Raw genomic sequence first — 25236 nt, 5'->3', positions numbered from 1 at the left:
ATGCTACGCCGCAGGCAAGGCGCTGTGTAGCCGCACCTACCAGGGGTCGATGCCCGGCAACCCGCGCTCGCGCAGCTCCGTGCCATCGAGCTGGCGCAGCAGCCAGTCGCGCGTGCGCGCCGGGTCGATGACGGTGTCGATCTCGAGCGTCGCCGCCATGTTCAGCGCACGCCCGTCGCCAACCTGTCGATCGAGCAGCTCGCGAAAACGCGCCTCGCGCGGCGCTCCCTCGGGCAGAGCCTCGAGCTCCTTGCGGTATCCCAGGCGCACCGCCCCCTCCAGGCCCATCGCACCGAACTCGCCGCTCGGCCACGCGGCGGTGGCCAGCGGCACGTGGAAGCCGCCGCCGGCCATGGCCATCGCCCCCAGGCCATAGGCCTTGCGCAGCACGACGGCGAGGAAAGGCACGCGCAGCTGCGCCGCGGCGACGAACATGCGGCTGACATGCCGCACCTGCGCCCTCGCCTCGACCTCCGGTCCGACCATGAAGCCCGGCGTGTCGATCAGCGAGATCATCGGCAGGCCATGCGCATTGCACAGCTGCATGAAGCGCTCAGCCTTGTCCGCGGCGTCGGGGTCGATGGCGCCGCCCAGGTGCAGCGGGTTGCTGGCCATCACGCCCACGGGCCGGCCGCCTAGGTGCGCGAGCAGCGTGTGGATGCCGACACCGAAGTCACCGCGCAGCGCGATCGTGCTGCCGCGGTCGAACAGGCCGTCGACGACGCGGCGCATGTCGTGGCTGCGCACGCGCTGCTCGGGCAGCAGATCGCGCAGCGCCAGCGCGTCAGGCGCCTCGCCCGCGACATGCCGGCCGGTGAGCAGGCCGAGCAGCCGCTTGGTCGCCGCCACCGCCGCCGCTTCGTCGTCGACCAGCAGGTCGATCACGCCGTTGGCCGACTGCGTGGCGGCCGGCCCGATGTCCTCGGGCGCGAAGAGGCCGAGGCCCCCACCCTCGACCATCGCCGGCCCGCCCATGCCGATGTTGCTGCCGCGCGTGGCGACGATGAGGTCGCAGCAGCCGAGCAGCGCGGCATTGCCGGCGAAGCAGCGCCCCGCGGCGACGCCGATCAGCGGCACCCGTCCGGAAAGCTTCGCGAAGCTGGCGAAGGTGCCCACGTGCAGGCCGGCGACGACCGGCATGTCGGTGTCGCCCGGGCGACCGCCGCCCCCTTCGGCGAACAGGATCACGGGCAGCCTGTGCTCCAGCGCGAGGCCGAGCAGCCGGTCGGTCTTCTGATGGTTGCGCAGGCCTTGCGTGCCGGCGAGCACGGTGGCGTCGTAGGCGAGCACGGCACAACGCATGCCGTCGACGCGGCCGATGCCGGTGACCATGCCGTCGGCGGGCGTCTGGCGGATCAGCTCGTCGACGCTGCGGCGCTTCGTCTGCGCGGCGTAGGCGAAGGCGCCGTACTCGACGAAGCTGTCGTCGTCGCAGAGGTCGGCGACGTTCTCGCGCGCGGTGCGCAGGCCGCTGCCGTGGCGGCGCGCGACCGCGTCGGGCCGCGCCGCGTCGTGCAACAGCGCCTCGCGTTCGAAGAGTTCCTTCAGGTCGGCGCGCAACTCCGGCCTCTCGTGCGGCAGGGACACCACCGCCTCGGCCGCCTCCCGCGGCTCGGCGGGCCCGAGGCGCAGCAGCCCGTCGCCCTCGCCGACCAGCTCACCCGGCTGCGCCAGAAGCGCCAGCACGCGCGCGTCGTGCGGCGCGTGCAGCTCGTGCTCCATCTTCATCGCCTCGACGATGGCCAGCAAGTCGCCGGCGCGAACCGCCTGGCCCGCGGCCACCGCGAACTCGACCACCGTGGCGGCCATCGGCGAACGGATCTCTTGCGTCATGCGCGTCACTCCCGGTCCGACCACTGTAGCGCCGGGCCGCGCGCTACAGTGGTCGCGCCCGGGACAACCGCCAGCCCGCACCATGCTCCAGTTCGCCGCGATCGAATCCGCCGCCGCCCGCCTGAAGGGGGTGGCGCACCGCACCCCCGTGGTCACCTCGCGCACGCTCGACGGCCTGCTCGGCATGCAGGTGCTGATGAAGGCCGAGAACCTGCAACGCATGGGTGCCTTCAAGTTCCGCGGCGGCTACAACGCAGTGAACGTGCTCAGCGAGGCCGAACGGGCGCGCGGCGTGGTCGCGTTCTCCTCCGGCAACCACGCGCAGGCGGTGGCGCTGGCCGCGCGGCTGCACGGCTGCGCCGCCACCATCGTGATGCCGCACGACGCACCGGCACTCAAGCTCGCCGCCACACGCGGCTACGGCGCGGAGGTGATCGTCTACGACCGCTACACGCAGGACCGCGCCGAGATCGCCGCGCGCCTGACGCGCGAGCGCGGCGCCGCGCTCATCCCGCCTTTCGATCACCTGCCGGTGATGGCCGGCCAGGGCACGGCGGCGCTGGAACTGATCGAGGATGCCGGCGCGCTCGACGCGCTGATCGTCTGCGCCGGCGGCGGTGGCCTGCTCTCCGGCTGCACGGTCGCGGCGAAACACCTGCTGCCCGCGATCGAGGTGTTCGGTGCCGAGCCCGAGCGCGGCAACGACATGCAGCAGTCGCTGCGCCGCGGCGAGATCGTGCACATCGACGTGCCGCGCACCATCTGCGACGGCCAGCAGACGCAGGCAGTGGGCCGCCACCCCTGGGAGGTCATCCGCACGCAGGTGACCGACGTGCTCGCCGTGCCCGACCCGGTGGTGGTGGAGGCGATGCGCTTCGCCTTCGAGCGCCTGAAGCTGGTGCTGGAGCCCTCGGGCGCCTGTGCGCTGGCGGCGCTGATGCATCACCGCGAGCGCTTTCGCGGACGGCGGGTCGGCGTCACGCTGTCGGGCGGCAACATCGGCATCGACCGCTTCGTGGCCCTCATGAGTGGCGCCGAGGTGGTGGACTGACGTCCGGCGAGGGTTGCGTGCTCAGGCGTCGGTTCGACGGTGCTGTCGCTTGCGAGGCGCGCGAGATGCGCTTGGCGGCACCGCTCCCGCCGCATGGAGAGCGAGAACCCACAGCGCGGGAACAAGCATCGGCGTGATGTCGGCCACGCGCCCAGGCAAGAACATCTGCGCCACTTCGAGCGTCAGCAACCAGATGCAGAGACCTGTTGCCATCACACCGGGCCGCGCGCCCACCTCGAGCGTGAACACCAGGATCACGCCGACCCAGAACGTCAGCAGCAGCAATCCGAGCGTGTTGGCGCTGAGCGACCCCTGCAACAAAGCGACGAAGGGGATCGCCTGGAAGACGCCAACCGATCCAGCCAACTCGAACGGCCGCAGTTCGTCGAGGCTCAGCCATACCCACGTAGAGGCGACCAGCCAGCGCGCGCTGAGTGTCGCATCGAGGCGCAAGCTGGCTGCGCCGAGCAACAGGCCGGCCGCCATGCCGCAGGCGCGGCCCAGCGAGATCGCCTGCTCCGCGATGAACAGCTTCCCACCCAGCGCGAACCCCACGACACCGAGCAGCAGCCAGCCGGCAGCCGGCAACCCGCGCAACAAGCGCGCCACAACGACGACCATCAAAGCCGACTCGGCGACGCTGTGCACACTCCAGCGCGGCGCCAGCAACAACGGCTTGAGCGCATCCTTGACGTGTTGCCAGTCGATGGTGGGAATCAGCGGCCACCACTCAGTCACCAGCCAGACGCCGATGAGCCAGAGTTGAACGGCTCGGCGGCCGTCGACCGATGTCGTCGCGAGCCGAAGGCGCCGAAGCGCACCCGACAGCGCGGCACCGATCAGCAGGCCGAGTACGTTCCAGGCCACATCCGAGAGCTGGGGGTCGCGCGCCGGCACAGCGATCTGGAGGACCTGCAGCAGGATCGCGAACAGCGTGCCCAGGAGCAACATGATCGGCACGAGCCAGCGCGGCATGACGCGCGACTGCCTGAGATCGAGCAACATCAATGCACCTATCGGGACAAACAACGCGACGTTGCCCACCACGTCCCCCAGGCCGCTCCACAAGGGCCCCGGCGTCCACAAGCTGCGCCAAGCGGACGCGAAGCCGCCCACTGGCCAGCCGAACTCCCAGGGATAGAGTGAGCCGTGCGTGACGAGCACGAGGCAGATCAGGTGCAGCGCCCGCACCGCTCCGGCGTGAGGTCTGCCGTCCTCACCGGGCGCGACGGCCGGGGTCGGCATGGGGGTCATACTTCGAAACCCTGCAGCACGTTGACCACGTTGATGCCGACTTCGGCCACGGCATAGCCGCCCTCGAACACGAACACGGTGGGCAGATTCAGTGCCGCCAGGCCCGCGCCAATACGCAGGTAATCCTCGCTTCTCAGCGTGAAGCCGGAGATCGGGTCGCCCTCGAAGGTGTCGACGCCCAGCGGCACCACCAGCGCCTGCGCGCCGAAGGCCCGCACCGCGGCAGTCGCCTGTCGCAGCGCCTCGTGCCAGCGCGCGAAGCCGGTGCCTCGCGGCAGCGGCAGGTTGAGGTTGAAGCCCTCGCCGGCGAGCACGCCACGCTCGTCGGCGTGGCCGAGGTAGAAGGGATATTCGGTGCGCGGGTCACCGTGGATCGAGATCGTCAGCACGTCGGCACGCTCGTAGAAGATGCTCTGCGTGCCATTGCCGTGGTGGTAGTCGATGTCGAGCACCGCCACGCGAGCGGCGCCCTGGTCGCGCAAGGTCTGCGCCGCCAGCGCCGCGTTGTTGAGGAAGCAGTAGCCGCCGAAGAAGTCGGCGCCCGCGTGGTGCCCCGGCGGGCGGCTCAGCGCGAACGCGACCCGCTCGCGACCTTGCGCCACGGCCCGCGCGGCGAGCACGGCGCCATGCGCACCGGTGCGCGCGGCCACCCAGCTGCCGGCGGTCAGCGGCGTGCCGGCGTCGAACGAGTACAGGCCCAGGCGCGCAGCGAAGTTGTCCGGCTCGATGTCGGCGCGGAAGCCGCGCACCGGCCACACCGAGGGCAGCGCGTCGAGGTCGGCGTTCGCCGGGTCGAGCGCGAGCCATTCGTCCCAGGCCTGTGCCAGGAAGCGCAGATAGCGCGGCGCGTGGATGCGCTGCAGCACGTCGTCGCAGGCGGCGTCCGTGCCATTGTGCAGTTCGGCGGGCGTGAACCGCGGCCCGAAGCCGCGGCGCGCCAGCTCGGCGAGCACGTGGTCCAGCCGCTGCGGCACCTCGTGGCAGGGCACCAGCCGACCGCGGAACATCTCCTGGCGTCCGGCGTGGCGGGCATGGTCGGGGTTGTGGACGATCAGCATGGTGGCTTCGGACTCGGGCAAGCGTGCGATTTTGCGCGGCACGCCGGCATGCCGGCGGCAGGCCCGGGAAATTGCGCTAGGCTCTTCGGTCGATGCTCGCGCCACCATCGACCCAGCCCGACGACGAGGAGGAGCGCATCGTCTACCGCCCCGAGCGGCCGACGATGGTGCTGCTCAACCCTCGCGCTGCCAGCGGACAGGCAGCGGCGCTGGCCGAGCCGGTGCGCGCCTGGCTCGCGTCGCACGCGCCGGGCGTGGCGCTGGTCGAGTCCGACAGCATCGAGCGTTCGCGAGCCACGCTGCAATGCCTGCCGCGCAGCAGCCGTGTCGTGCTCGTCGGCGGCGACGGCACGCTGCACCACATGCTGCCCGTGCTGCTGACGCACCGCCTCGCGCTCGGCGTGGTGCCGCTGGGCGGCGGCAACGACACCGCGCGCGCGCTCGGCGTCGCCGGCCTGCCCTGGCAGAAGGCACTGGACCTGGCACTGCGCGGGCCGACGCGGCGCATGGACGTGGGTGAGCTGATCACGCCGCGGCTTCGCGTGCCCTTCTTCTCCAGCCTCGCCGCCGGCTTCGACGCCGCCGTGGCGCGCCGTGCGTTGGCAGGACCGCGCTGGATCGACGGCCTGCCACGCTACCTGTGGGCGACGCTGGGCGAGCTGGCCTCGCTGCGCACGCACCGCATCCGCATCGCGCTGGATGGCGCGCCGTGCCACGAAGGCGAGGCGATCTTCGCCTCCGTGCTGAACACGCGCAGCTACGGCAGCGGCATGCCCGCGGTGCCCAGCGCGCGCGTCGGCGACGGCAAGCTCGACCTGCTGGTGGCCGGCCGCTTCAGCCGGCTCGGCACGCTGGCCATGCTGCCGCGCTTGCTCAACGGCACCCACCTCGCGAACCCCAAGGTGCACACCTGGACCTTCCAGGCCATGCAGATCGAGAGCGACGACGAACTGCCGCTGGCCGCCGACGGCGAGCCGCTGGCGCCGCTGCGCCGCTTCGAGGTGCGCATTCGCGCCGCGGCCGTCAGCGTGGTGAGCACCAAGCTGCCGCGCCGGCCGGCCGTCGAATCGGCCGCCATCAGCGAGGCCGCTCAGGCGTAGGCGTTCGCGTAGCGGTCGATCGTCAGGCCGGCCATGTCGATGGCCGGTTCGCGGCCGGAGATCAGGTCGGCCATCACGCGCCCCGTGCCCGCCGCCATGGTCCAGCCCAGCGTGCCGTGGCCGGTGGCAAGGTAGAGGTTGGGCAGCCGCGTGCCGCCGACCACCGGCGTGCCGTCTGGCGTCATCGGCCGCAGCCCGCACCAGAATTCGGCTTGCGCGACGTCGCCGCCGGCCGGGAACAGGTCGGTGACGACATGCTCCAGCGTGCGCCGACGCGGCTCGTGCAACTGCAACGTGTAGCCGGCCAGTTCGGCGGTGCCGCCGACGCGGATGCGCTCGCCCAGGCGAGTCACCGCGACCTTGTGTGTCTCGTCCATCACGGTCGACTCGGGTGCGCCGCTCGCATCGGTGATGGGCACGGTGATCGAGTAGCCCTTCACCGGATAGACCGGGATGCGGATGCCCAGCGGCGACAGCAGCATCGGCGAGTAGCTGCCCAAGGCGACGAGGTAGGCGTCGGCCTGCAGCGTGCCCGCGCCGGTGACCACGCCGCTGATGCGGCCGCCACTGGTGTCGAGGCGCTCGATGGAGGTGCCGTAGCGGAACTGCACGCCGCGCTGCGCAGCACGCGCGGCGAGGTTCTGCGTGAACTTGAAGCAGTCGCCGGTCTCGTCGCCGGGCAGCAGCAGGCCGCCGACGAACTTGTCCTTCACGCGCGCCAGCGCCGGCTCGTGGTGGATGCAGCCGGCGCGGTCGAGCAGTTCGTAGCGCACGCCGTAGCGCTTGAGCACCTCGATGTCGGCGCCGGTGCCGTCGAACTGCTTCTGCGTGCGGAACAGTTGCAGCGTGCCCTGAGAGCGCTCGTCGTAGCCGATGCCGATGCTGCTGCGCATCTCGCGCAGCACGTCGCGGCTGTACTCGGCCAGGCGCACCATGCGGCTCTTGTTCAGCTCGTAGCGCGCGGAGGTGCAGTTGCGCAGCATCGAAAGGCCCCAGCGCACCAGGCCCATGTCGAGATGGGGGCGGATGACCAGCGGCCGGTGCTGCATCAGCAGCCACTTGATCGCCTTCACCGGCACGCCCGGGCCGGCCCAGGGCGCCGAGTAGCCGGGCGACACTTCGCCGGCATTGGCGTAGCTGGTCTCCTTGCCAGCGCTGTCCTGGCGGTCGACCACGGTGACCTCGTGACCGGCCAGCGCCAGATGCCAGGCGCTGGTCACGCCAATGACGCCGCTGCCCAGAACGATGACCTTCATGACAGCGCACTCCGCAATTGATTCGATGCGTGAGCTTATCGAGGCAGACTTGGAGTATTTCGCTGCAGATTGAAGGTAATTGCCAGGATCTCGGAATTTTCGTTCCCAAAACATGGGTCGTACCGCAGTTCATCCAGATCGCCGCCGCCACCCTCAATCGCCGCCACAATCCGACCATGAGCTTCCAGCCCGCCTTCGTCGCTCCCGCCCGCTTCGACGATCCGGATCGTGCGCTCGCGCAGGTGAAGTCCATCTACGACGCCGGCATTGCCCACCTGCGCGAGGCCCTGCATCGCTTCGTCGCCGGCGAGGACGTGGGCGCGAAGGTGCGGGCCTGCTACCCCTTCGTGCGCGTGCACACCGACACGGTGGCGCGCGCCGACTCGCGCCTGTCCTACGGCTTCGTCGCGGGCCCCGGCACCTACGAAACCTCGTTGACGCGGCCCGACCTGTTCGCCAACTACTACCTCGAGCAGTTCCGCCTGTTGTTGCGCAACCATGGCGTGGCACTGGAGGTCGGCACCGGCACGCAGCCGATCCCCGTGCACTTCTCGTTCGCCGAGGGCGACCATGTCGAAGGCACGCTGAGCGCGGAGCGGCGGCAGCTGATGCGCGACGTGTTCGACCTGCCCGACCTCGGCGCGATGGACGACGGCATCGCCAACGGCACGCACGAGCCGCGCCGCGGCGAGCCGCATCCGCTGTCGCTGTTCACCGCGCCGCGGGTGGATTACTCGCTGCACCGCCTGCGCCACTACACGGGTACCGCACCCGAGCATTTCCAGAACTTCGTGCTGTTCACGAACTACCAGTTCTACATCGACGAGTTCGTCCGCCTCGGTCACGAGACCATGGCAAGTGCCGCGCGCGCGCAGGACTACGTGGCCTTCGTCGAGCCGGGCAACGTGGTGACGCGCCGCGCCGGCCTGAGTGCACAACCGGGCGACGAACTCGGCATCGCACCGCCGCGCCTGCCGCAGATGCCGGCCTACCACCTGGTGCGGCCGGACAACGCCGGCATCACGATGGTCAACATCGGCGTCGGTCCGGCCAACGCGAAGACCATCACCGACCACATCGCGGTGCTGCGTCCGCACGCCTGGATCATGCTCGGCCACTGCGCGGGCCTGCGCAACACGCAGCAGCTCGGCGACTACGTGCTCGCCCACGGCTACGTGCGCGAGGACCACGTGCTGGACGAGGAACTGCCGCTGTGGGTGCCGATCCCACCGCTGGCCGAGGTGCAGGTGGCGATCGAGTCCGCGGTGGCCGAGATCACCCAGCTCAAGGGCTACGAGCTGAAGCGGCTGATGCGCACCGGCACGGTGGCCAGCACCGACAACCGCAACTGGGAGCTGCTGCCGTCGCGCAATGTGTCGACCACGCCGGAGCGGCGCTTCAGCCAGAGCCGCGCCATCGCGCTGGACATGGAGAGCGCCACCATCGCGGCGAATGGCTTCCGCTTTCGCGTGCCCTACGGAACCTTGCTGTGCGTCAGCGACAAGCCGCTGCACGGCGAGATCAAGCTGCCCGGCATGGCCAACACCTTCTACCGCGAGCGCGTCGACCAGCATCTGCGCATTGGCATCCGTGCCATCGAGAGGCTGCGCGAACAGGGCGTCGACCAGTTGCACAGCCGCAAGCTGCGCAGCTTCGCCGAGGTGGCGTTCCAGTAGACGGCGGCAGCGCCACGGGCGCTTTACACAATTTGACGCCACGCAAGCACGCGGGCAATCGCAGCGCGCCAGACTGCCCCCATGCCCGCTGTCCGCGCCCTGCCCCGAACGACTACCCTGCTCGCCGCGCTGGCCCTGGCCGGTTGCGCGACGCTGACCGCCGCGCCCACCGACGAGAGTGCCGGCGTGGCGTTGCCGGCCTCGTGGTCGAACGCGAGCGCCGCGCGTGACGCCGCGTCCCTGGCTGCCTGGTGGCTGCGCTTCGACGACCCGGCGCTGACCGCGCTGATCGAACAGGCGCTCGCTGCCAACACCAGCGTGGCCTCCGCACAGGCCACACTGCGCCGGTCGCGAGCGCTGGCGCGGGTGCAATCGGCGCGGCTCGGCCCTGCCGTCGATGCCTCGGCCGCCGCGCAGCGCAGCCGCTCGGGTTCCAGTCCGGCGGGCAACAGCTTCCGCGCCGGCATCGACGCCAGCTGGGAGCTCGACCTCTTCGGCGCCAATCGCAGTGCGAACGACGCCGCCGAATTCGATGCGCAGGCCAGCGCCGCGAGCCTGGGCGACGTGCAGGTCTCGGTGGCCGCCGAAGTGGCACAGGCCTACATCACGCTGCGCAGCGCGGAGCAGCGCCTGGCCATCGCGCAGGACAACCTCGCTAGCCAGCAGGAGACGCTGCAGATCACGCAGTGGCGCGTGCAGGCCGGCCTGGCCACGTCGCTGGAGGCCGAGCAGGCCCGCGCCGCGGTCGAGCAGACGCGCGCGCAGTTGCCCGTGCTGCAGACGACCATCGCCCAGTCGCGCCACCAGCTCGCGCTGCTCACCGGCCGCACCGCAGCGCAGCTCGAGCTGAACGCCGGTGGGGCCCTGCCGCAGCCGCCGGCCGATCTCGCGCTGGCCTTCCCCGCCGAAACGCTGCGCCAGCGCCCCGACGTGCGCGCGGCCGAACTGCAAGTGAGTGCCGCCGCGCAACGCGTGGTGCAGGCCGACGCGGCGCGCTACCCGAGCTTCGGCCTGAGCGGCTCGCTGGGCCTGTCGGCGCTGACGCTGTCCGGTCTGAGCGCCGGCGGCGCGGTGGCGAGCTCTCTGCTGGCCAGCGTGTCGGTGCCCCTGTTCGACGGCGGCGCGGCGAAGGCGCAGGTGAGTGCCCAGCAGGCCGCCCTCGACCAGGCGAGCGCCTCCCACCGTGGCGCCGTGCTCGCGGCGCTGAAGGAGGTGGAGGACGCGCTCGTTGCGCTTCAAGGCGACCGCGAACGGCGGGCACGGCTGCGCAGCGCCGCCGAGGCGGCGGACAACGCCGCGCTGCTGGCACGGCAGCGTTATGCCAGCGGCCTGGTCGACTTCCAGACCGTGCTGGAGACGCAGCGCTCGCAGCTCGCCGCGCAGGACAGCGTGGCCAGCAGCGACGCCGACTGGGCCAGCGACCACGTGCGCCTGTACAAGGCGCTGGGCGGCGGCTGGTCACCCACGGCCGAGCCGCAGCCCGCGCTCCCTTCCCAAGAGCAACGCCCATGAACGCCACCACCACTGCCGCCGGTCCGAGCGCCACCGAGATCGCCACCCTGCTCGACGAGCCTTCCGCCCGCCCGATGTGGAAGCGTCCGCTGCTGTGGGGCGGCGTGCTCGTGGTGCTCGCCGCCATTGCCGCGCTGGTCTGGTGGCAGTCGGGCCAGCGCGCTGGCGCCGCGCCGGGCTATGTGACCGAGGCGGTCGTGCGCGGCATGCTGAGCGTGACCGTCAGCGCTGACGGCACGCTGCAGCCGACGCGCTCGGTGAACATCGGCAGCGAGCTCTCCGGCACGGTGTCGCGCGTGCTCGTCGACGTCAACGATCGCGTGAAGAAGGGCCAGGTGCTGGTCGAGCTCGACACCGCCAAGCTGCGCGACCAGATCGTGCGCTCGCGCGCTTCGCTGGCCTCGGCCCAGGCGCAAGTCGCTCAATCCGCGGCGACGCTGAAGGAAGCGCAGGGCAATCTCGCGCGGCTGCAGGAAGTGTCCAGGCTCTCCGGCGGCAAGGTGCCGGCGCAGAGCGAGCTGGACACCGCGCGCGCCGCGGTCGAACGCGCGCAGGCCGAGCAGGCCAGCGCCCGCGCCAGCGTGGCCAGCGCGCAGGCACAGCTCTCGACGGACGAGACCAACCTGTCGAAGGCCTCGATCCGCTCGCCGATCGACGGCGTCGTGCTGACGCGCACCGTCGAACCCGGCAACGCGGTGGCCGCCTCTCTGCAGGCCGTCACGCTGTTCACCCTCGCCGAGGATCTGAGCAAGCTGCAGCTCGAAGTCAACGTCGACGAGACCGACGTCGGCATGGTCGCCAACGGGCAGAAGGCGAGCTTCACCGTCGGCGCCTACCTGAATCGCCGCTACCCGGCCACGGTGACGCGCGTGGCCTACGGCTCGACGAAGACCGACAACGTGGTCACCTACACGACGCGGCTGGACGTCGACAACCAGGACCTCACGCTGCGCCCGGGCATGACCGCCACCGCGACGATCCAGACCAGCGATCGCCAGCCCGCGCTGCTGGTGCCGAACACGGCGCTGCGCTTCACGCCCGCTGACGCCGCCGCGACGGCCTCAGCGCCGGCGGCGACCGGCAGCACCAGCATCGTCGCGAAGCTGATGCCGCGGCCTCCGAGCAGCTTTACAAGGCGCAGCGCCACCGTCGCCGGCAACGGCGGCAGCCGGCAGCTGTGGGTGCTGCGCGACGGCCGGCCGGTGGCCGTGAGGGTGACCGTGGGCGCCAGCGACGGGCGGCGCACCGAAGTGTCCGGTACCGGACTCGCCGAGGGCGACGCGGTGATCGTCGACCAGCGCAGCGGAGCCGCGAAGTGACGGAAGACACGTCGCCGCTGATTCGGCTGCGCGGCATCACCAAGACCTACGGCCAGGGCCAGGCCGCCTTCCAGGCGCTCAAGGGCGTGGACCTGGACATCGCGCGCGGCGACTTCGTCGCCATCATGGGACCGAGCGGATCGGGCAAGTCCACCGCGATGAACACGCTGGGCTGCCTCGACGTGCCGACCTCGGGCGACTACTTGTTCCGCGGCATGGCGGTGCAGAAGCTCTCGCGCGATCAGCGCGCGCGGCTGCGCCGAAAGTACTTCGGCTTCGTCTTCCAGGGCTTCAACCTGCTGGCGCGCACCTCGGCGCAGGAGAACGTCGAGCTGCCGCTGCTCTACCGCGGCGAAGCGGCGGCGGTACGCCACGCGCAGGCGCGCGCCGCGCTGGCCTCGGTCGGACTGACGGGGTGGGAACACCACACGCCGGCCGAGCTCTCCGGAGGCCAGCAGCAGCGCGTGGCGATCGCGCGCGCGATCGTGACCAATCCCGAGGTGCTGCTCGCCGACGAGCCGACCGGCAACCTCGACACGCAGCGCGGCCGGGAAATCATGGAACTGCTGACGCGCCTGAATCAGCAGGGCATCACGGTGATCATGGTCACGCACGAGCCCGACATGGCAGCGTACGCGAAGCGCGTGGTGCGCTTCATCGACGGCCGCGTCGAGATCGACAGCCGTCAGACGCGCGCCGCGACCGAAGGAGTCGCGTGATGTGGTTCAACACGCTGCTGCTGGCGCTGCGGGAGATCCGCCGCAACCTGCTGCGCTCGTTCCTCACCATGCTGGGCATTGTCATCGGCGTGGGCGCGGTGATCACCATGGTCACCCTCGGCAACGGTGCAACGCGCGCCGTGCAGGCGCAGATCGCCAGCCTGGGCAGCAACCTGCTGATGGTGCTGCCCGGTCAGCGCATGGGCCCGGGCAGCCCCGGCGGCCCGGCGTTCAGCGTGTCCGACGTGGAGGCCGTCGCGGCGCAGATCGGCGGGGTGCGCGCGGTGGCGCCGGAGGTGCGCAGCAGCGCGACGCTGGTGGCGAACGGGCGCAACTGGTCCGCCAGCCTGACCGGCTCGACGCAGGACTGGTTCGGCGTCGCCAGCTGGACGCTGGCCGGCGGGCGCGGTTTCGAGCCCGACGAGGAACGCGTCGGTGCCGCGGTGTGCGTGATCGGCGCCACCGTGAGGCGCGAGTTGTTCGGCAGCGCCAACCCGCTCGGCGAGCAGATCCGCGTGAAGAAGTTCTCCTGCACCGTCGTCGGCCTGCTCGCCTCCAAGGGACAGGGCGCGATGGGCAACGACCAGGACAACCTCCTGGTGCTGCCGCTGGCGACGATGCAGCGGCGCGTCGTCGGTCACACGCGCGTCAACACCATCCTGGTGTCGATGCGCGAGGGCAGCGACGCCGCGCGCACGAAGGCCAGCCTCGCCCAGCTGATGCGCGAGCGGCGCAAGCTGGCCGACAACGAGGACGACAACTTCAGCGTGCTCGACACGCGGCAGATCGCCGACACGATGTCGGGCACCACGCAGATCATGACCATGCTGCTCGGCGCCGTGGCCGCGGTCAGCCTCGTCGTCGGCGGCATCGGCATCATGAACATCATGCTCGTCAGCGTCACCGAACGCACGCGCGAGATCGGCGTGCGGCTGGCCATCGGCGCGCTGGAGCGCGAGGTGCTGCTGCAGTTCCTCGTCGAGGCGGTGGTACTGGCCGCGCTGGGCGGCCTGATCGGCATCGTGCTGGCCACCGGCGCGTCGATCGTGCTGGCGCGCCTGATGCAGATCCCCTACGCCTTCGACGCGCCGATCAACCTGCTCGCTTTCGCCTTCTCGGCGGTGATCGGCGTGGTGTTCGGCTACTTCCCGGCACGCCGAGCCGCGCGGCTCGATCCGATCGACGCGCTGCGCCACGAGTGACGCAGCCGCGCGGCACGGACATCATCGATCGCAGGCGCCGACCGACTCGGCCGGCCTGATCGGAGGGTTCGGCGAGTTGCGCCGGCAGCGCGATCCCCGCGCCCGACGACGACTGCTCGGCAGTGCGCGTGATGGCGCTTGCGTTGGCCATCACCGCAGCGATTGCGACGACGGCAAATCCGATGACGATCCAGGCACGGGCCACGCGCATTGTCCGGTTGTGCCTCGGTGCGGAAGGATTCCATGACGCCGTCCTTGATGCCCTGGTGGGTGGGGCACATGGGCGGATGCATAGCCGTGGCAGCATGGCACGTGCTCGGCCCCTGCGACGCTTGGGCATCCTTCGCATCTGCAGGACAAGCTCCCGACGCCCCCTGTACGGGGTCGCGCCGCGTGAACGCATCCCGCAGGCACGAAGGCGCTCGCCATCGACAACCCGCGCCATACTTCACGACCCTCACTCAGGAGTGCCCCTTGTCACGCTTGCTTGCCGCGCTGCGCCGCTGCGCTGTCGTTGTCATGCTGCTGCCGGCCCTGCCGCTGGCTGGCGCACAGGCCAACGAATCGCCCAACGACGGGCCCTGGCGGACGCTGAGCGACGGCGCCGACAAGGAACTCATGCTGCTCGGCCACGACGCGGTGGCCTACTTCACGCAGAATGCCGCCCTGGCTGGCGACCCCGCCATCAAGGCGGTGCACAAGGGCGTCACCTGGCGCTTCGCGAGCCAGGCAAACAAGGCAGAGTTCCTCAGGTCGCCAGAGAAATACATGCCGCAATTCGGCGGCTTCTGCGCCAACGGCATCAATTACGCCGTGCCCTGGGGCGCCGGCGGCGGGCCGAACACCTGGCGCATCTATCGCGGCAAGCTCTATGTGTTCGGCGGCCAGGCCTCGCGCGACCAGTTCGAGATGGACACCGAACTCAATCTGCAGCGTGCCCATCGCTACTGGAACGAGGAAGTGGCCGGCTCCTGGGCCTTGTACACGCGCATCAAGCGTCTGATCTTCCGCGTGCCGCACTATAAGACCGACAAGGAACTGCAGACCGAATGGGAGGCCCGCCGCGCCGCCGGCACGCTGCCGGTGATGCCGGGCGCGCCGCAGGTGGTGCCGCAGCGCTGAACATTGGCGGGAACTTATGACGGCGCGACGGGCTCCATCCGGGCTTGACTGAGCAAAGTCAACCTTGTCCCACGCGCGGGAAGCCTAAAGTGGCTCCCGCCACTTAGGAGCATGCTCATGACCGACACCGCAGTCTCGAAGGAAAAGCTGAACGCCGACTTCCGCATGGTGATGGACGACATCGACGCGCTGATGAACGCCACCACGAACAAGGCGGAAGGCGAGATCAAGGCCCTGCGCACGCGCATTCGTGAACGGCTCGATTCCGCCAAGGACCGCATCAGCGACGTGCAGCACGAAGCCGTGGAGCGCGCCAGCAAGGCCGCACGCGCCACCGACGACTACGTGCACACGCATCCCTGGCAGGCCGTGGGCGCCGCCGCGGCCGTGGGGCTGGCGCTCGGCGTGCTGATCGGCCGGCGCTGAGCGCCGCGCGGCGATGGCGCCGGCGGATTCGGTGACCGGCTCGCTGCGGCGGCTCGGCGCATCGTTGTTTGCGCTCGGGCGCATCCGCCTGGAGCTGCTCTCGATCGAGTTGCGCGAGGAGAAGGAGCGCCTCACCGCCTTGCTCTTCTGGGCTGTGTTCGCGGCCCTGCTGAGCGGATTCGGGCTGGTGTTCCTGGCGTTGTGGATGACGGTGGCGTTCTGGGATACCCATCGCCTGCTGGCGTTGGCGTTGAGTTGCGCCGTCTTTCTCGGCCTCGGCTTGTTCGCTGCGCTGCGCGTGCGGCAGCTGCTGTCGGACCCGGACGGGCCCTTTTCGGCCAGCCTGAGCGAACTGCGTGACGACGAGGCCGGCCTGCACCGCCGCGAGCCGCCGTGACTTCCGCGGCAACGTCCGGCGAGCAGCGCGCGCAGCGCAAGCAGGATCTCTTGCTGGCCTCCCGCGCCCTGCGTCGGGAGGCCGTGACCGCCTTCGACCAGCTGGCCGGCCGCGCGGACGCCGTCGCGCGGCGCGTGGCCCAGGCTCGGGCTCTGCTGCACCACCCTGCCGGGCTGTTCCTCTCCGGGCTGCTCGGCCTGCTGGTCGCGCGCTACGTGGCGCGCCGCCGCCCTCGCGCATGGCTGCGCTGGGCCTGGCTGGGCTGGCGCGCCTGGCAGGCGGCCGCTCCGGCGCTGCGGACGACGACGGCACGTCGCTGATCCCGCCCGGCCCGGGCCGTGGGCCAAGCGGCACACCGTATTGCCGCACGGGCGGCGATCCCTTACGCTGGGCGCGAACTTCCAGCCAACCCGGACGGGCGCAGGAGACGCGCCTCACCAAGGAGCGCGTCATGCCCAGCACCAACTCCCCTGCCGCCGCCGATACCCACGCCATCGAGCGCATCCGCACGCTGGCGCTGGTCGGCCAGTCGGCTGCGGGCAAGACCAGCCTCGCCGAGGCGTTGCTGCACAAGGCCGGCGCCATCGGCGCGCCCGGCAGCCTGGAGCGCGGCACCACCGTCAGCGACTTCGATCCGATGGAGCGGCGTGCGCAACACTCGCTGAACTCGGCGGTGATGCACATCGAACACCATGGTACGCACATCCACCTGATCGACACGCCGGGCTATCCGGACTTCGTCGGCCAGTCGATGACCGCGCTGGAGGCGGTGGAGACTGCGGCCGTGGTGATCAACGCCACGACCGGCATCGAGATGATGAGCGCGCGCATGATGGAGTGGGCGCGGGAGCGCGGGCTGGATCGCCTCATCGTCGTCAACAAGATCGACGCGCAGGGCGTCGACCTGCCTGCGCTGGTGGAGACGATCCGTGCCACCTTCGGCAAGGAATGCCTGCCGCTGAACCTTCCCGCGGCCGACGGCACCCGCGTGGTCGACTGCTTCTTCAACACCGCGGGCGAGAGCGACTTCGGCTCGGTGGCCGACGCGCACCGTGCGCTGGTCGAGCAGGTGGTGGAGGTGGACGCCGCCTTCGTCGACCGCTACCTCAACGACGGGGACGTCGATCCGCGCGAACTGCACGCGCCGCTGGAGCAGGCGCTTCGCGAAGGGCACCTGATTCCGATCTGCTTCGTCTCCGCACGCACCGGCGCAGGCGTGGCCGAGTTGCTCGACGTCATCGAGCTGCTGCTGCCGCACCCGGGCGAGGGCAACCCGCCGCAGTTCTACAAGGGCGAAGGCGCGGACGCGAAAGAGCTTCATGCGGCCCCCGACCCGGCACGGCACGTCATCGCCCATGTCTTCAAGGTCACGGTGGACCCGTATGTCGGCCGCATGGGCATCTTCCGCATCCACCAGGGCACCGTGACCCGGGACAGCCAGCTCTACATCGGCGATGGCCGCAAGCCCTTCAAGGTGGGTCACCTGTTCATGCTGCAGGGCAAGGAGCATGTCGAGGTGCCCTGCGGCCTGCCGGGCGACATCTGTGCGGTGGCCAAGGTCGACGAGATGCACTTCGATGCGGTGCTGCACGACGCCGCCGAGGACGACCATCTGCACCTCAAGCCGCTTCCCTTCCCGGTGCCGGTGCACGGCCTGGCGATCGAGCCCAAGCGGCGCGGCGACGAGCAGCGCATGTGGGAGATCCTGACCAAGCTGGTGGACGAGGATCCCTGCCTGAAGGTCGAGCATGTGGCGGTGACCAACGAGACCGTCGTCTACGGCCTCGGCGAACTGCACCTTCGCACGCTGCTCGAGCGCATGACCGAGGTCTACAAGTGCGAGGTGACGACGCGGCCGCCGCGCATCGCCTACCGCGAGACCATCACCACACCGGCCGAGGGCCACCACCGCCACAAGAAGCAAAGCGGCGGTGCCGGACAGTTCGGCGAGGTCTACCTGCGCATCGAGCCGCTGCCGCGCGGCGCCGGCTTCGAGTTCGTCGACCAGGTCAAGGGCGGGACGATCCCGACCCAGTTCATCCCCGCGGTGGAGAAGGGCATCCGTCAGGCGCTCGACGCCGGCGTGGTGGCCGGCTACCCGGTGAAGGACGTGCGCGTCATCGTCTACGACGGCAAGTCGCACAGCGTGGACTCGAAGGACATCGCCTTCGCCACGGCCGGCCGCAAGGCCTTCATCGACGCGGTGCTGAAGGCCAGGCCGATCGTGCTCGAGCCGATCGTCAAGGTGGAGATCACGGCGCCGGAGAGCGCCATGGGCGACATCACCGGCGACCTCTCGGCCCGGCGCGGCCAGGTCAGCGGCACGCGCGCGCTGGCCGGCGGCACGATGGTGGTGAATGGCCAGGCACCGCTGTCGGAGCTGAGCGCCTACCAGGCGCGGCTGAACGGCCTGACGGGGGGTCAGGGGCGCTACACGCTGGAGCTCAGCCACTACGAGGCGGTGCCGCCGACGCTGCAGACGCAGCTCGCCAGCCAGTTCAAGCTGAAGGACGACGAGTAGCGGCCGCGTCCGGGCCAGCGGGCGACTGGCTACAGGTCGCCCAGGGGCATGGTGGGCGGGAAGCCCTGGCCCGTGTCGGGAGGATTGCGGCCCTTCGCGGCATCGGCCCGCACGCGCATCTTGTCGAGCTCGTCGTAGGCCTCGGTGAGATGGCGGGCCAACTTCTCCGACTCCGCGCGATGCTCGGCATTGAGCCGCTCGATGCGGCTGGCCATCTCGGCTTGCAGGGCAGCGACATCCCGTCTGGCGTTCGCCTGCGCTGCCGCCGCGGCCGACTGGGCGCGCGCCGATTCTTCCTTCACGGCACGTTCTGCCCGTTCCAGGCGCTCCGACAGTTCGGGCCGGCCGCGCGATCGCGCGAGCAGCCAGCCGATCACCACGCCGGCGAGCAGTGCGACCACCGCGACGCCCACTGAACCTGCCGTGCCCATCAAAGCTCCCCTCTGTCGGTGCCCCGGAGCGTAACCAATCAGTCGCGCGAATTCGAGCTCAATCTTCGTCAGCGCGATGAATTGCCGCACGGCTGCAGCGAAAACGACACGTGAGCAACCTCAGGCTGCACGCGGCTTCACGCAGGCCGCCGCCTGCTTGGCGCGCACCCGTGCCATCTCCACATCCTCGTGGCGCGCCAGCGCCACCCCCATGCGGCGCTTGGCGAAACTCTCGGGCTTGCCGAACAGGCGCAGCTCGGTGCCAGGAATGCGCAGGGCGGCGTCGACACCGTCGAAGACGATGCCTCTCGCATCGACGCCGCCGTAGATCACCGCGCTCGCGCCCGGACTCCTCAGCGACGCGTCCACCGGCAGGCCGAGGATGGCGCGGGCGTGCAGTTCGAACTCGTTCTGCCACTGCGTGGCCATCGTCACCATGCCGGTGTCGTGCGGGCGCGGCGAGACCTCGCTGAACCAGACCCGGTCGCCCTTCACGAACAGCTCCACGCCGAACAGGCCGAGGCCGCCGAGGTCGTCGGTGACCGCCTCGGCGATGCCGCGTGCGCGGTCCAGCGCGGCCTCGCTCATCGGGTGCGGTTGCCAGCTCTCGACGTAGTCGCCGCTGACCTGCACATGCCCGATGGGATCGCAGAAGTGCGTCTGCACGCCGCCTCGCTCGTCCATCGCGCGCACGGTGAGCAGCGTGATCTCGTAGTCGAAATCGATGAAACCCTCGACGATGACGCGGCCCTTGGCGACGCGGCCGCCGGCCATCGCGTGATCCCAGGCCCTGCGCACGTCGGCCGGACCGTCGATCTTGCTCTGCCCCTTGCCCGAACTGCTCATCACCGGCTTGACGATGCACGGGTAGCCGATGGCCTGACCGCCCTCGCCGTCGATGGCGGCTTGCAGTTCCTCCAGCGAGTCGCAGAACCGGTAGGGGCTGGTCGGCAGGCGCAGCGTCTCGGCGGCCAAGCGCCGGATGCCCTCGCGGTCCATGGTCAGCCGCGCGGCACGGGCGGTCGGGATCACGCGCACCCGCCCCTGAGCCTCGAGTTGCTCGAGCATCGGCGTGGCGATCGCCTCGATCTCGGGTACCACGAGCATCGGCCGCTCGGCCTCGATCAGCGTCCTGAGCTGCTCGGGGTCGCTCATCGCGATGGTGCGCGCGTGATGGGCAACCTGCTGGCCCGGCGCGTTCTCGTAGCGGTCGACGGCGATGGTCTCGACGCCGAGCCGCTGCAACGCGATCAGCACTTCCTTGCCGAGTTCGCCGCTGCCGAGCAGCATGACCTTGGTGGCGGTGGGAGACAGCGGGGTACCGAGCGTCGTCATCGTGGGGCCTTTCGGAGTCGGCGTGGATTGTCTCGCGCGGCCCTGCTCAACGGCCCTTTATCATTCGGGCATGACCTCCGCTGCGCGCGACGTCGCCCAGATCCGCCTCGACAACACCCTGCTGCTCTTCGACGAGTTCGTGCAGGCGACCGTGAAGCATCCCGACGCCGCCACGTTGCGCGGGCTCGAACGCCGCTTCGCCGAGCGCCTGCAGATCCAGCCAAGCTACTGGAGCCAAATCAAGGGCCGCTCGCGGCAGATCGGCGAGCGGCTGGCTCGCCAGTTCGAGGTGCTGTGCCACAAGCCGCCGGGCTGGATGGAGCAGCCGCACGGCGCTCTCGCCGCATCGGCGGCTGCGCCCGAGGAGCCGCCGCACAACGTGCCGCAGGACGACGACGAGCGCTTCATCGTCGGTCTCGTGCTCACCTACTACCGCCGCCACCCGCAGCGTGCCCGCACGCGGCTGCTCGACCTGCTCGGCGAAGTGCTTTCGCCGTCGCCGCCACCCGCGCCGCCGCGCACCCCTGCACCGGGCCAGCCGGCCGGCGGTGCGCACGACGAGACTGCCGAGCTGTGGGCGCGCACGCAGGCCGGTGTGGCGCCGCTGAAACGCAAGCGTTGATCCCTAGATCAAGGGATCTTGCCAAAGATAATCAATCGTTTATCATGCGCGCAAGTCGCGGCCGGACCTGGCCGCGGCGACACCCTCCGATCCACCGTCCGTGCACCCGTTGCACCGCCCGATGACCCCTTCGATGTTCCTCGCCGCAGCCTGCACGCGCCGCCTTCGCGTCGCCTCGCCGACGCTGCTTCGGAACATCGCCGCGCGCATCGCGCCGACCGGAACCGCCCCGGGCTGAGAGCCTTTGCCAGCTCCAGCCCAGACGGCCCGGGATGCGCAAGCACCCGGGCCGTCGCGCTTTCCGGCCTTCGTGGCCGCCCACCGCAGGAGACGACCATCATGAAGATCACCGTGAAGACCCTCAAGCCCCGCAATCCGCTGGTGGTGCCCGCCCACTTCCGCCGCGCCGGCATGCACCGATCCGGCAGCCGCCTCGCGCGGCAGGAAGGACAACGCGCCGTGCAGCGCGAACTGAAGCAGATGCAGCAACACAGCCCCTGAATCACGCGCGGCCCGCACCGCGCCCTGGAGACGACCATGAGCCCGAAAGTCACCCGCTGGAGCCCGCTGGCCGAACGCCCCAGTGCCTCCACCTTCGCCCGCCACGCCGCAGCGGGCGTCCTGCGCAGCACCAGCGCCATGCTGGCCCGCCTGGCGCGGCGCCTGTCGGTGGCAGCGCCGCCGCAGCGCACCGACCCGCGGCTGGAGTTCTACGCCGAGGCCGGCGCACCCGAAGGCGCGCTCTACCTCGACGGCCAGCTCGTCGGCTGGCTGTCCGGCGTGAATCGCCTGTGAGCCCGAACGCACGCCCCGCAAGATCTCGTCCTGCGGGGCGTGCCCCTCTTCCCTCTCAGACCATGGCCAGCGAGGTCTTGTGCCGCGGCGGCGGGAATCGGGCGTCTATCGCGCCCAGGTCTTCCGCGCCGAGGCGCAGCGAGGCCGCTGCGAAGTTCTCGCGCAGATGCGCCTCGCGCACCGCCTTCGGGATCACCATCACGCCGTGCTGCTGCATCGCCCAGGCCAGCGCCAGCTGCGACGCAGTGGCGCCGTGGCGCGCCGCCAGATCGGCCAGCGCTCCGTCGCCCGCCAGCCGGCCCTGGTCGATCGGGCAGTAGGCCATCAGCGGCATGCCGTGCCGCTGCAGCCAGGGCAGCAGCGAGTGGCCCGCGCCGCGTTCGCCCACCGAGTAATACACCTGGTTGGCCGCGCAGGCCGCCCCGCCGCGCACGCGCATCAGCTCCGCCATGTCGTCGACATCGAAGTTGCTCACGCCCCAGCGCGCGATGTGTCCCGCGGCGAGCAACGCCTCGAAGCTGGCCACCGTCTCGCCAAGGGCGTGCTGGCCGCGCCAGTGCAGCAGGTAGAGGTCGATGCGCTCCAGCCCCAGCCGCCGGCGGCTGCGCTCGCAGGCCGCGCGCACGCCCGCGCGGCTGGCGTTGTGCGGGTAGACCTTGCTGACCACGAAGACCTCGTCGCGCGTCACCGTGCCGGCGCGAAGCGCCTGCGCGAGCGCTTCGCCGACCACCTCTTCCGCGCCGCCCTCGCCGTACATCTCGGCGGTGTCGATGACGCGATATCCGATCTCCAGCGCGAGACGCACCGCGGCCACCTCGGCCGCCCGCGCTCGGGCCGACTCGCCCATGCGCCAGGTGCCGAGCCCGAGCGCGGGGCAGGAGGTTCCATCGGGAAAGCTGACATGCTGCATGGCGCGGTCCTCTGACGCGATACTCGATGGTAGGCGCCCGTCCGGGCCCGCCGCGAAGGAGTCCGACATGACCTTGCGCTTGCTCATCGACCGCCAGCACCTTCACGAGGCGCGCTGGGACGAAACCCCCTCGCGAGCTCTCGCCGAAGGCGAGCTGCGTCTGCGCATCGACCGCTTCGCACTGACCGCCAACAACATCACCTATGCCGCCTTCGGCGAGGCGATGCGCTACTGGGACTTCTTCCCCAGCGGTGACGCGTCGACGGGCTGCCTGCCGGTATGGGGCTTCGGCTCCGCGGTGGAATCGCGCCATCCGTCGGTGCAGGAAGGCGAGCGCTTCTACGGCTACTTCCCGGTCGCCGACGAGTTGATCGTGCAGCCGGCGCGCGCCAACGCGGCCGGCTTCCTCGACGGCGCGGAGCATCGCCGCGCGCTGCACACCATCTACAACCACTACGCACGCTGCAGCACCGACCCCGGCTACCGCGCCGATCGCGAGGCGGAGCAGGTGCTGCTGCGCCCGCTGTTCACCACCTCGTTCCTGATCGACGACTTCCTCGCCGACAACGGCGGTTTCGGCGCGCAGCAGGTGCTGCTGTCCAGCGCCTCGAGCAAGACCGCCTACGGCACCGCCTTCTGCCTCGCGCAGCGCCGCGGCCTCGCCGGCGCGCTGCGCACCATCGGCCTCACCTCGTCGAACAACCTGGCCTTCACGCGCTCGCTCGGCTGCTACGACGCCGTGCTGAGCTACGACGAGATGGCCAGCCTGGACACCTCCGTGCCGACCGTCTACGTCGACTTCAGCGGCAGCGCGCGAGTGCGCCGCACCGTGCACGAGGGCTTCGGCGACAGGCTCGCCTACAGTTGCTCGGTGGGCGGCACGCACTGGGACGAGCTCGGCGCCAAGGGCGCCGGCCGCGACCTGCCCGGCCCGCGACCGACCCTGTTCTTCGCCCCCGCGCAGGCGAGCAAGCGCATCGAACAATGGGGCGCGGCCGGCCTGCAGCAGCGCCTGGCCGAGGCCTGGAACGCTTTCATGAAGCCGGTGACGAGCGCGCAGCCACCCTGGCTGAAGGTCGTCGAGGGCGCCGGTACGCAAGCGGTGGAAGCGGTCTACCGCGCGCTGCTCGACGGCACGGCCGCGCCGCAGGACGGACATGTGTTGACGCTCGCCCGATGAGCGAGCCGCTGGTCGTGCTGGAGGGCGTCGACAAGCGCTTCGCCAGCGGCGTGCAGGCCCTCGCGGGGCTCGGCCTGCAGGTGTCACCGGGCGAGTTCGTCACCTTGCTCGGCCCCTCCGGTTGCGGGAAGAGCACGGTGCTGCGCCTGGCGGCGGCGCTGGACACGGTCAGTGCCGGCCGCATCGCCGCACCGGCGCTGGCCGGCGGCACCGCACAAACCGCCTTCGTGTTCCAGGAGCCGACGCTGATGCCTTGGGCCAGCGTGTTCGACAACGTCTGGCTGCCGCTGCGGCTGGTCGGCGAAGGCCGCGCCTCGGCGCGAGGGCGCGTCGAATCGGCGCTCGCGACCGTGGGACTGTCGGACTTCGCCACGGCCTTCCCGAACCAGCTCTCCGGCGGCATGAAGATGCGCGTGTCCATCGCCCGCGCCCTGGTCACGCGGCCGCGGCTGCTGCTGCTCGACGAGCCGTTCGCAGCCCTCGACGAGATCACGCGGCAGAAGCTCAACGCCGACCTGCTGGCCGCCTGGCTGGCGCAGTCGATGGCGGTGATGTTCGTCACCCACAGCGTCTACGAGGCGGTGTTCCTCAGCCAGCGCGTGCTGGTGATGAGCGCCAGGCCGGGCCGAGTGATCGCCGAGCTCGCCATCGATGCGCCCTACCCGCGCGATGCAGCGTTCCGCAGCTCGCCGGCCTTCGTGCAGGCCTGTGCGGCTTTGTCGGGCGCCCTCGAGGCGGCGCATGCATGACGAAGCGAGCACTGCCCGCGCTGACGCTGCTCGCCGCGCTGATCGGCTGGGAGGCGCTGGTGCGCCTGGCGCAGATCCCGCATTACACGCTGCCGGCGCCCTCGCTGGTGCTGCAGACCCTCTCTGCCAATTTCGGCTCGCTGGCCGGCAGCTGGTGGTTCACGCTGAAGATCACCGTCGGCGCGCTCGCACTGGCCTGTGCCGGCGGCGTGCTGATCGCCTCGGTGTTCGCGCTGTCTCGCACGCTCGAGTTGGCCCTGTTCCCGATCGCCGTGGTGCTGCAGGTCACGCCGGTGGTGGCCATCGCGCCGCTGATCCTGATCTACGTCGAGAGCACCACCGCCGCACTGCTGCTGTGTGCATGGATCGTGGCCTTCTTCCCCATCCTGTCCAACACCGTGATCGGCCTGCGTTCAGCGGATGCCAACCTGCGCGACCTCTACCGCCTCTATCGCGCCACGCCCTGGCAGCGGCTGAGGCTGCTCCTGGTGCCGAGCGCACTGCCCTACTTCGTTGCCGGGCTGAAGGTGTCGGGCGGATTGAGCCTGATCGGCGCGGTGACGGCCGAGATGGTCGCCGGCGCGGCCGGCCGCGAAACCGGGCTGGCCTCGCGCATCCTCGAGGCGAGCTTCCGCACCGAGACGCCGAAGATGTTCGCCGCCTTGCTGCTGCTCGTGCTCACCGGCGTGCTGATCTTCTGGTCTTTCGAAGCGCTGTCGCGCGCACTGCTCGGCCGGTGGCATGCTAGCGAGCAAGCCGACTGAAGGA

Annotated in this window: 25 protein-coding genes; 18 read left to right on the top strand and 7 right to left on the bottom strand. The window is 70.6% G+C overall.

Annotation, left to right across the window (positions count from 1 at the left end):
- Positions 1-36: 36 nt before the first annotated feature.
- Complete coding sequence (locus tag Q0599_RS24160) at positions 37-1842, bottom strand: carboxyl transferase domain-containing protein (RefSeq protein WP_367180989.1); 1806 nt, start codon at positions 1840-1842, stop codon at positions 37-39.
- Between the two features lie 73 nt (positions 1843-1915).
- On the opposite strand from Q0599_RS24160, the gene Q0599_RS24155 reads away from it, so the two are divergent.
- On the top strand, positions 1916-2884 hold the full coding sequence (locus Q0599_RS24155; RefSeq protein ID WP_298835252.1) for a threo-3-hydroxy-L-aspartate ammonia-lyase: 969 nt from the start codon (positions 1916-1918) through the stop codon (positions 2882-2884).
- A 21-nt stretch (positions 2885-2905) separates the two neighbouring features.
- On the opposite strand, the gene Q0599_RS24150 is transcribed toward Q0599_RS24155, so the two are convergent.
- Positions 2906-4129 (bottom strand): VanZ family protein, encoded by a 1224-nt coding sequence (locus Q0599_RS24150; RefSeq protein WP_298835251.1) that lies wholly within the window; start codon positions 4127-4129, stop codon positions 2906-2908.
- Positions 4130-4134: 5 nt separating this feature from the next.
- Positions 4135-5196 carry a histone deacetylase family protein gene (locus Q0599_RS24145; RefSeq protein WP_298835498.1) on the bottom strand — a complete coding sequence of 354 codons (1062 nt, stop codon included), beginning with the start codon at positions 5194-5196 and terminating at the stop codon, positions 4135-4137.
- Between the two features lie 92 nt (positions 5197-5288).
- On the opposite strand from Q0599_RS24145, the gene Q0599_RS24140 reads away from it, so the two are divergent.
- Positions 5289-6296, top strand: a complete 1008-nt coding sequence (locus tag Q0599_RS24140; protein ID WP_298835250.1) for a diacylglycerol kinase family protein — start codon at positions 5289-5291, stop codon at positions 6294-6296.
- Here the strand turns inward: Q0599_RS24140 and Q0599_RS24135 are convergent.
- On the bottom strand, positions 6287-7552 hold the full coding sequence (locus Q0599_RS24135; protein ID WP_298835249.1) for a D-amino acid dehydrogenase: 1266 nt from the start codon (positions 7550-7552) through the stop codon (positions 6287-6289). The genes Q0599_RS24140 and Q0599_RS24135 overlap by 10 nt on opposite strands.
- 176 nt (positions 7553-7728) lie before the next feature.
- Here Q0599_RS24135 and Q0599_RS24130 point away from each other — a divergent pair, with 176 nt between their 5' ends.
- From Q0599_RS24130 to fusA, 10 genes are all read left to right on the top strand, one after another.
- A complete protein-coding gene (locus tag Q0599_RS24130) occupies positions 7729-9228 on the top strand; it encodes an AMP nucleosidase (protein ID WP_298835248.1) in 1500 nt (499 codons plus the stop codon).
- An 81-nt stretch (positions 9229-9309) separates the two neighbouring features.
- Positions 9310-10740, top strand: coding sequence for an efflux transporter outer membrane subunit (locus Q0599_RS24125; protein WP_298835247.1), 1431 nt, complete (start codon positions 9310-9312; stop codon positions 10738-10740).
- Entirely contained in the window at positions 10737-12059 is a 1323-nt protein-coding gene (locus Q0599_RS24120; protein WP_298835246.1) for an efflux RND transporter periplasmic adaptor subunit, read from the top strand. The genes Q0599_RS24125 and Q0599_RS24120 overlap by 4 nt, the downstream gene beginning before the upstream one ends.
- A complete protein-coding gene (locus Q0599_RS24115) occupies positions 12056-12778 on the top strand; it encodes an ABC transporter ATP-binding protein (RefSeq protein ID WP_298835245.1) in 723 nt (240 codons plus the stop codon). The genes Q0599_RS24120 and Q0599_RS24115 overlap by 4 nt, the downstream gene beginning before the upstream one ends.
- Entirely contained in the window at positions 12778-13980 is a 1203-nt protein-coding gene (locus tag Q0599_RS24110) for an ABC transporter permease (protein WP_298835244.1), read from the top strand. The genes Q0599_RS24115 and Q0599_RS24110 overlap by 1 nt, the downstream gene beginning before the upstream one ends.
- A 474-nt stretch (positions 13981-14454) precedes the next feature.
- Positions 14455-15102: a YHS domain-containing (seleno)protein gene (locus Q0599_RS24105; protein WP_298835243.1), complete on the top strand. Its 648-nt coding sequence runs from the start codon at positions 14455-14457 to the stop codon at positions 15100-15102.
- Positions 15103-15219: 117 nt separating this feature from the next.
- Complete coding sequence (locus Q0599_RS24100) at positions 15220-15528, top strand: YqjD family protein (protein ID WP_298835242.1); 309 nt, start codon at positions 15220-15222, stop codon at positions 15526-15528.
- A gap of 13 nt (positions 15529-15541) precedes the next feature.
- Positions 15542-15925, top strand: coding sequence for a phage holin family protein (locus tag Q0599_RS24095; RefSeq protein ID WP_298835241.1), 384 nt, complete (start codon positions 15542-15544; stop codon positions 15923-15925).
- The gene (locus tag Q0599_RS24090) at positions 15922-16245 is read left to right on the top strand and encodes a hypothetical protein (protein ID WP_298835240.1); all 324 of its coding nucleotides are present in this window, start codon (positions 15922-15924) and stop codon (positions 16243-16245) included. The genes Q0599_RS24095 and Q0599_RS24090 overlap by 4 nt, the downstream gene beginning before the upstream one ends.
- A 131-nt stretch (positions 16246-16376) precedes the next feature.
- Complete coding sequence (gene fusA / locus Q0599_RS24085) at positions 16377-18446, top strand: elongation factor G (protein WP_298835239.1); 2070 nt, start codon at positions 16377-16379, stop codon at positions 18444-18446.
- 29 nt (positions 18447-18475) lie between these two features.
- On the opposite strand, the gene Q0599_RS24080 is transcribed toward fusA, so the two are convergent.
- Positions 18476-18967: a hypothetical protein gene (locus Q0599_RS24080; RefSeq protein ID WP_298835238.1), complete on the bottom strand. Its 492-nt coding sequence runs from the start codon at positions 18965-18967 to the stop codon at positions 18476-18478.
- A gap of 30 nt (positions 18968-18997) precedes the next feature.
- On the bottom strand, positions 18998-20212 hold the full coding sequence (gene purT, locus Q0599_RS24075) for a formate-dependent phosphoribosylglycinamide formyltransferase (RefSeq protein WP_298835237.1): 1215 nt from the start codon (positions 20210-20212) through the stop codon (positions 18998-19000).
- Between the two features lie 70 nt (positions 20213-20282).
- Between purT and Q0599_RS24070 the strand changes: the two genes are divergently transcribed.
- The 3 genes from Q0599_RS24070 to Q0599_RS24060 all read left to right on the top strand — a co-directional run bounded on the left by Q0599_RS24070 (position 20283) and on the right by Q0599_RS24060 (position 21629).
- Positions 20283-20834, top strand: coding sequence for a hypothetical protein (locus Q0599_RS24070; protein WP_298835236.1), 552 nt, complete (start codon positions 20283-20285; stop codon positions 20832-20834).
- Between the two features lie 339 nt (positions 20835-21173).
- Positions 21174-21335, top strand: coding sequence for a hypothetical protein (locus tag Q0599_RS24065; RefSeq protein WP_298835235.1), 162 nt, complete (start codon positions 21174-21176; stop codon positions 21333-21335).
- 36 nt (positions 21336-21371) lie between these two features.
- Positions 21372-21629, top strand: a complete 258-nt coding sequence (locus Q0599_RS24060) for a hypothetical protein (protein ID WP_298835234.1) — start codon at positions 21372-21374, stop codon at positions 21627-21629.
- A 55-nt stretch (positions 21630-21684) separates the two neighbouring features.
- Here Q0599_RS24060 and Q0599_RS24055 read toward each other — a convergent pair whose 3' ends face one another.
- Complete coding sequence (locus Q0599_RS24055) at positions 21685-22539, bottom strand: aldo/keto reductase (RefSeq protein WP_298835233.1); 855 nt, start codon at positions 22537-22539, stop codon at positions 21685-21687.
- A gap of 67 nt (positions 22540-22606) precedes the next feature.
- Between Q0599_RS24055 and Q0599_RS24050 the strand changes: the two genes are divergently transcribed.
- Genes Q0599_RS24050 through Q0599_RS24040 form a run of 3 tightly spaced genes read left to right on the top strand, consistent with a single transcriptional unit; the run spans position 22607 to position 25232 of the window.
- Entirely contained in the window at positions 22607-23719 is a 1113-nt protein-coding gene (locus Q0599_RS24050) for a DUF2855 family protein (RefSeq protein WP_298835232.1), read from the top strand.
- Positions 23716-24468, top strand: a complete 753-nt coding sequence (locus Q0599_RS24045; RefSeq protein ID WP_298835231.1) for an ABC transporter ATP-binding protein — start codon at positions 23716-23718, stop codon at positions 24466-24468. The genes Q0599_RS24050 and Q0599_RS24045 overlap by 4 nt, the downstream gene beginning before the upstream one ends.
- The gene (locus Q0599_RS24040; protein ID WP_298835230.1) at positions 24465-25232 is read left to right on the top strand and encodes an ABC transporter permease; all 768 of its coding nucleotides are present in this window, start codon (positions 24465-24467) and stop codon (positions 25230-25232) included. The genes Q0599_RS24045 and Q0599_RS24040 overlap by 4 nt, the downstream gene beginning before the upstream one ends.
- The last annotated feature ends 4 nt before the right edge of the window (positions 25233-25236 follow it).

The sequence above is a fragment of the uncultured Piscinibacter sp. genome (genome assembly GCF_937952055.1).
Classification (GTDB): Bacteria; Pseudomonadota; Gammaproteobacteria; order Burkholderiales; family Burkholderiaceae_C; genus Piscinibacter.
Note: the sequence above shows the minus strand (reverse complement) of the source record. Positions and strands in the feature narration are given on the sequence as shown.

What these genes read in the sequence shown, in the direction of transcription:
- Q0599_RS24130 (WP_298835248.1), top strand. Translation starts at nt 7,729, where the DNA reads ATGAGCTTCCAGCCCGCCTTCGTCGCTCCCGCCCGCTTCGACGATCCG.
- Q0599_RS24150 (WP_298835251.1), bottom strand. Translation starts at nt 4,129, where the DNA reads ATGCCGACCCCGGCCGTCGCGCCCGGTGAGGACGGCAGACCTCACGCC.
- fusA (WP_298835239.1), top strand. Translation starts at nt 16,377, where the DNA reads ATGCCCAGCACCAACTCCCCTGCCGCCGCCGATACCCACGCCATCGAG.
- Q0599_RS24100 (WP_298835242.1), top strand. Translation starts at nt 15,220, where the DNA reads ATGACCGACACCGCAGTCTCGAAGGAAAAGCTGAACGCCGACTTCCGC.
- Q0599_RS24140 (WP_298835250.1), top strand. Translation starts at nt 5,289, where the DNA reads ATGCTCGCGCCACCATCGACCCAGCCCGACGACGAGGAGGAGCGCATC.
- Q0599_RS24125 (WP_298835247.1), top strand. Translation starts at nt 9,310, where the DNA reads ATGCCCGCTGTCCGCGCCCTGCCCCGAACGACTACCCTGCTCGCCGCG.
- Q0599_RS24135 (WP_298835249.1), bottom strand. Translation starts at nt 7,552, where the DNA reads ATGAAGGTCATCGTTCTGGGCAGCGGCGTCATTGGCGTGACCAGCGCC.
- purT (WP_298835237.1), bottom strand. Translation starts at nt 20,212, where the DNA reads ATGACGACGCTCGGTACCCCGCTGTCTCCCACCGCCACCAAGGTCATG.
- Q0599_RS24045 (WP_298835231.1), top strand. Translation starts at nt 23,716, where the DNA reads ATGAGCGAGCCGCTGGTCGTGCTGGAGGGCGTCGACAAGCGCTTCGCC.
- Q0599_RS24110 (WP_298835244.1), top strand. Translation starts at nt 12,778, where the DNA reads ATGTGGTTCAACACGCTGCTGCTGGCGCTGCGGGAGATCCGCCGCAAC.
- Q0599_RS24060 (WP_298835234.1), top strand. Translation starts at nt 21,372, where the DNA reads ATGAGCCCGAAAGTCACCCGCTGGAGCCCGCTGGCCGAACGCCCCAGT.
- Q0599_RS24055 (WP_298835233.1), bottom strand. Translation starts at nt 22,539, where the DNA reads ATGCAGCATGTCAGCTTTCCCGATGGAACCTCCTGCCCCGCGCTCGGG.
- Q0599_RS24070 (WP_298835236.1), top strand. Translation starts at nt 20,283, where the DNA reads ATGACCTCCGCTGCGCGCGACGTCGCCCAGATCCGCCTCGACAACACC.
- Q0599_RS24145 (WP_298835498.1), bottom strand. Translation starts at nt 5,196, where the DNA reads ATGCTGATCGTCCACAACCCCGACCATGCCCGCCACGCCGGACGCCAG.
- Q0599_RS24155 (WP_298835252.1), top strand. Translation starts at nt 1,916, where the DNA reads ATGCTCCAGTTCGCCGCGATCGAATCCGCCGCCGCCCGCCTGAAGGGG.
- Q0599_RS24050 (WP_298835232.1), top strand. Translation starts at nt 22,607, where the DNA reads ATGACCTTGCGCTTGCTCATCGACCGCCAGCACCTTCACGAGGCGCGC.
- Q0599_RS24065 (WP_298835235.1), top strand. Translation starts at nt 21,174, where the DNA reads ATGAAGATCACCGTGAAGACCCTCAAGCCCCGCAATCCGCTGGTGGTG.
- Q0599_RS24040 (WP_298835230.1), top strand. Translation starts at nt 24,465, where the DNA reads ATGACGAAGCGAGCACTGCCCGCGCTGACGCTGCTCGCCGCGCTGATC.
- Q0599_RS24095 (WP_298835241.1), top strand. Translation starts at nt 15,542, where the DNA reads ATGGCGCCGGCGGATTCGGTGACCGGCTCGCTGCGGCGGCTCGGCGCA.
- Q0599_RS24120 (WP_298835246.1), top strand. Translation starts at nt 10,737, where the DNA reads ATGAACGCCACCACCACTGCCGCCGGTCCGAGCGCCACCGAGATCGCC.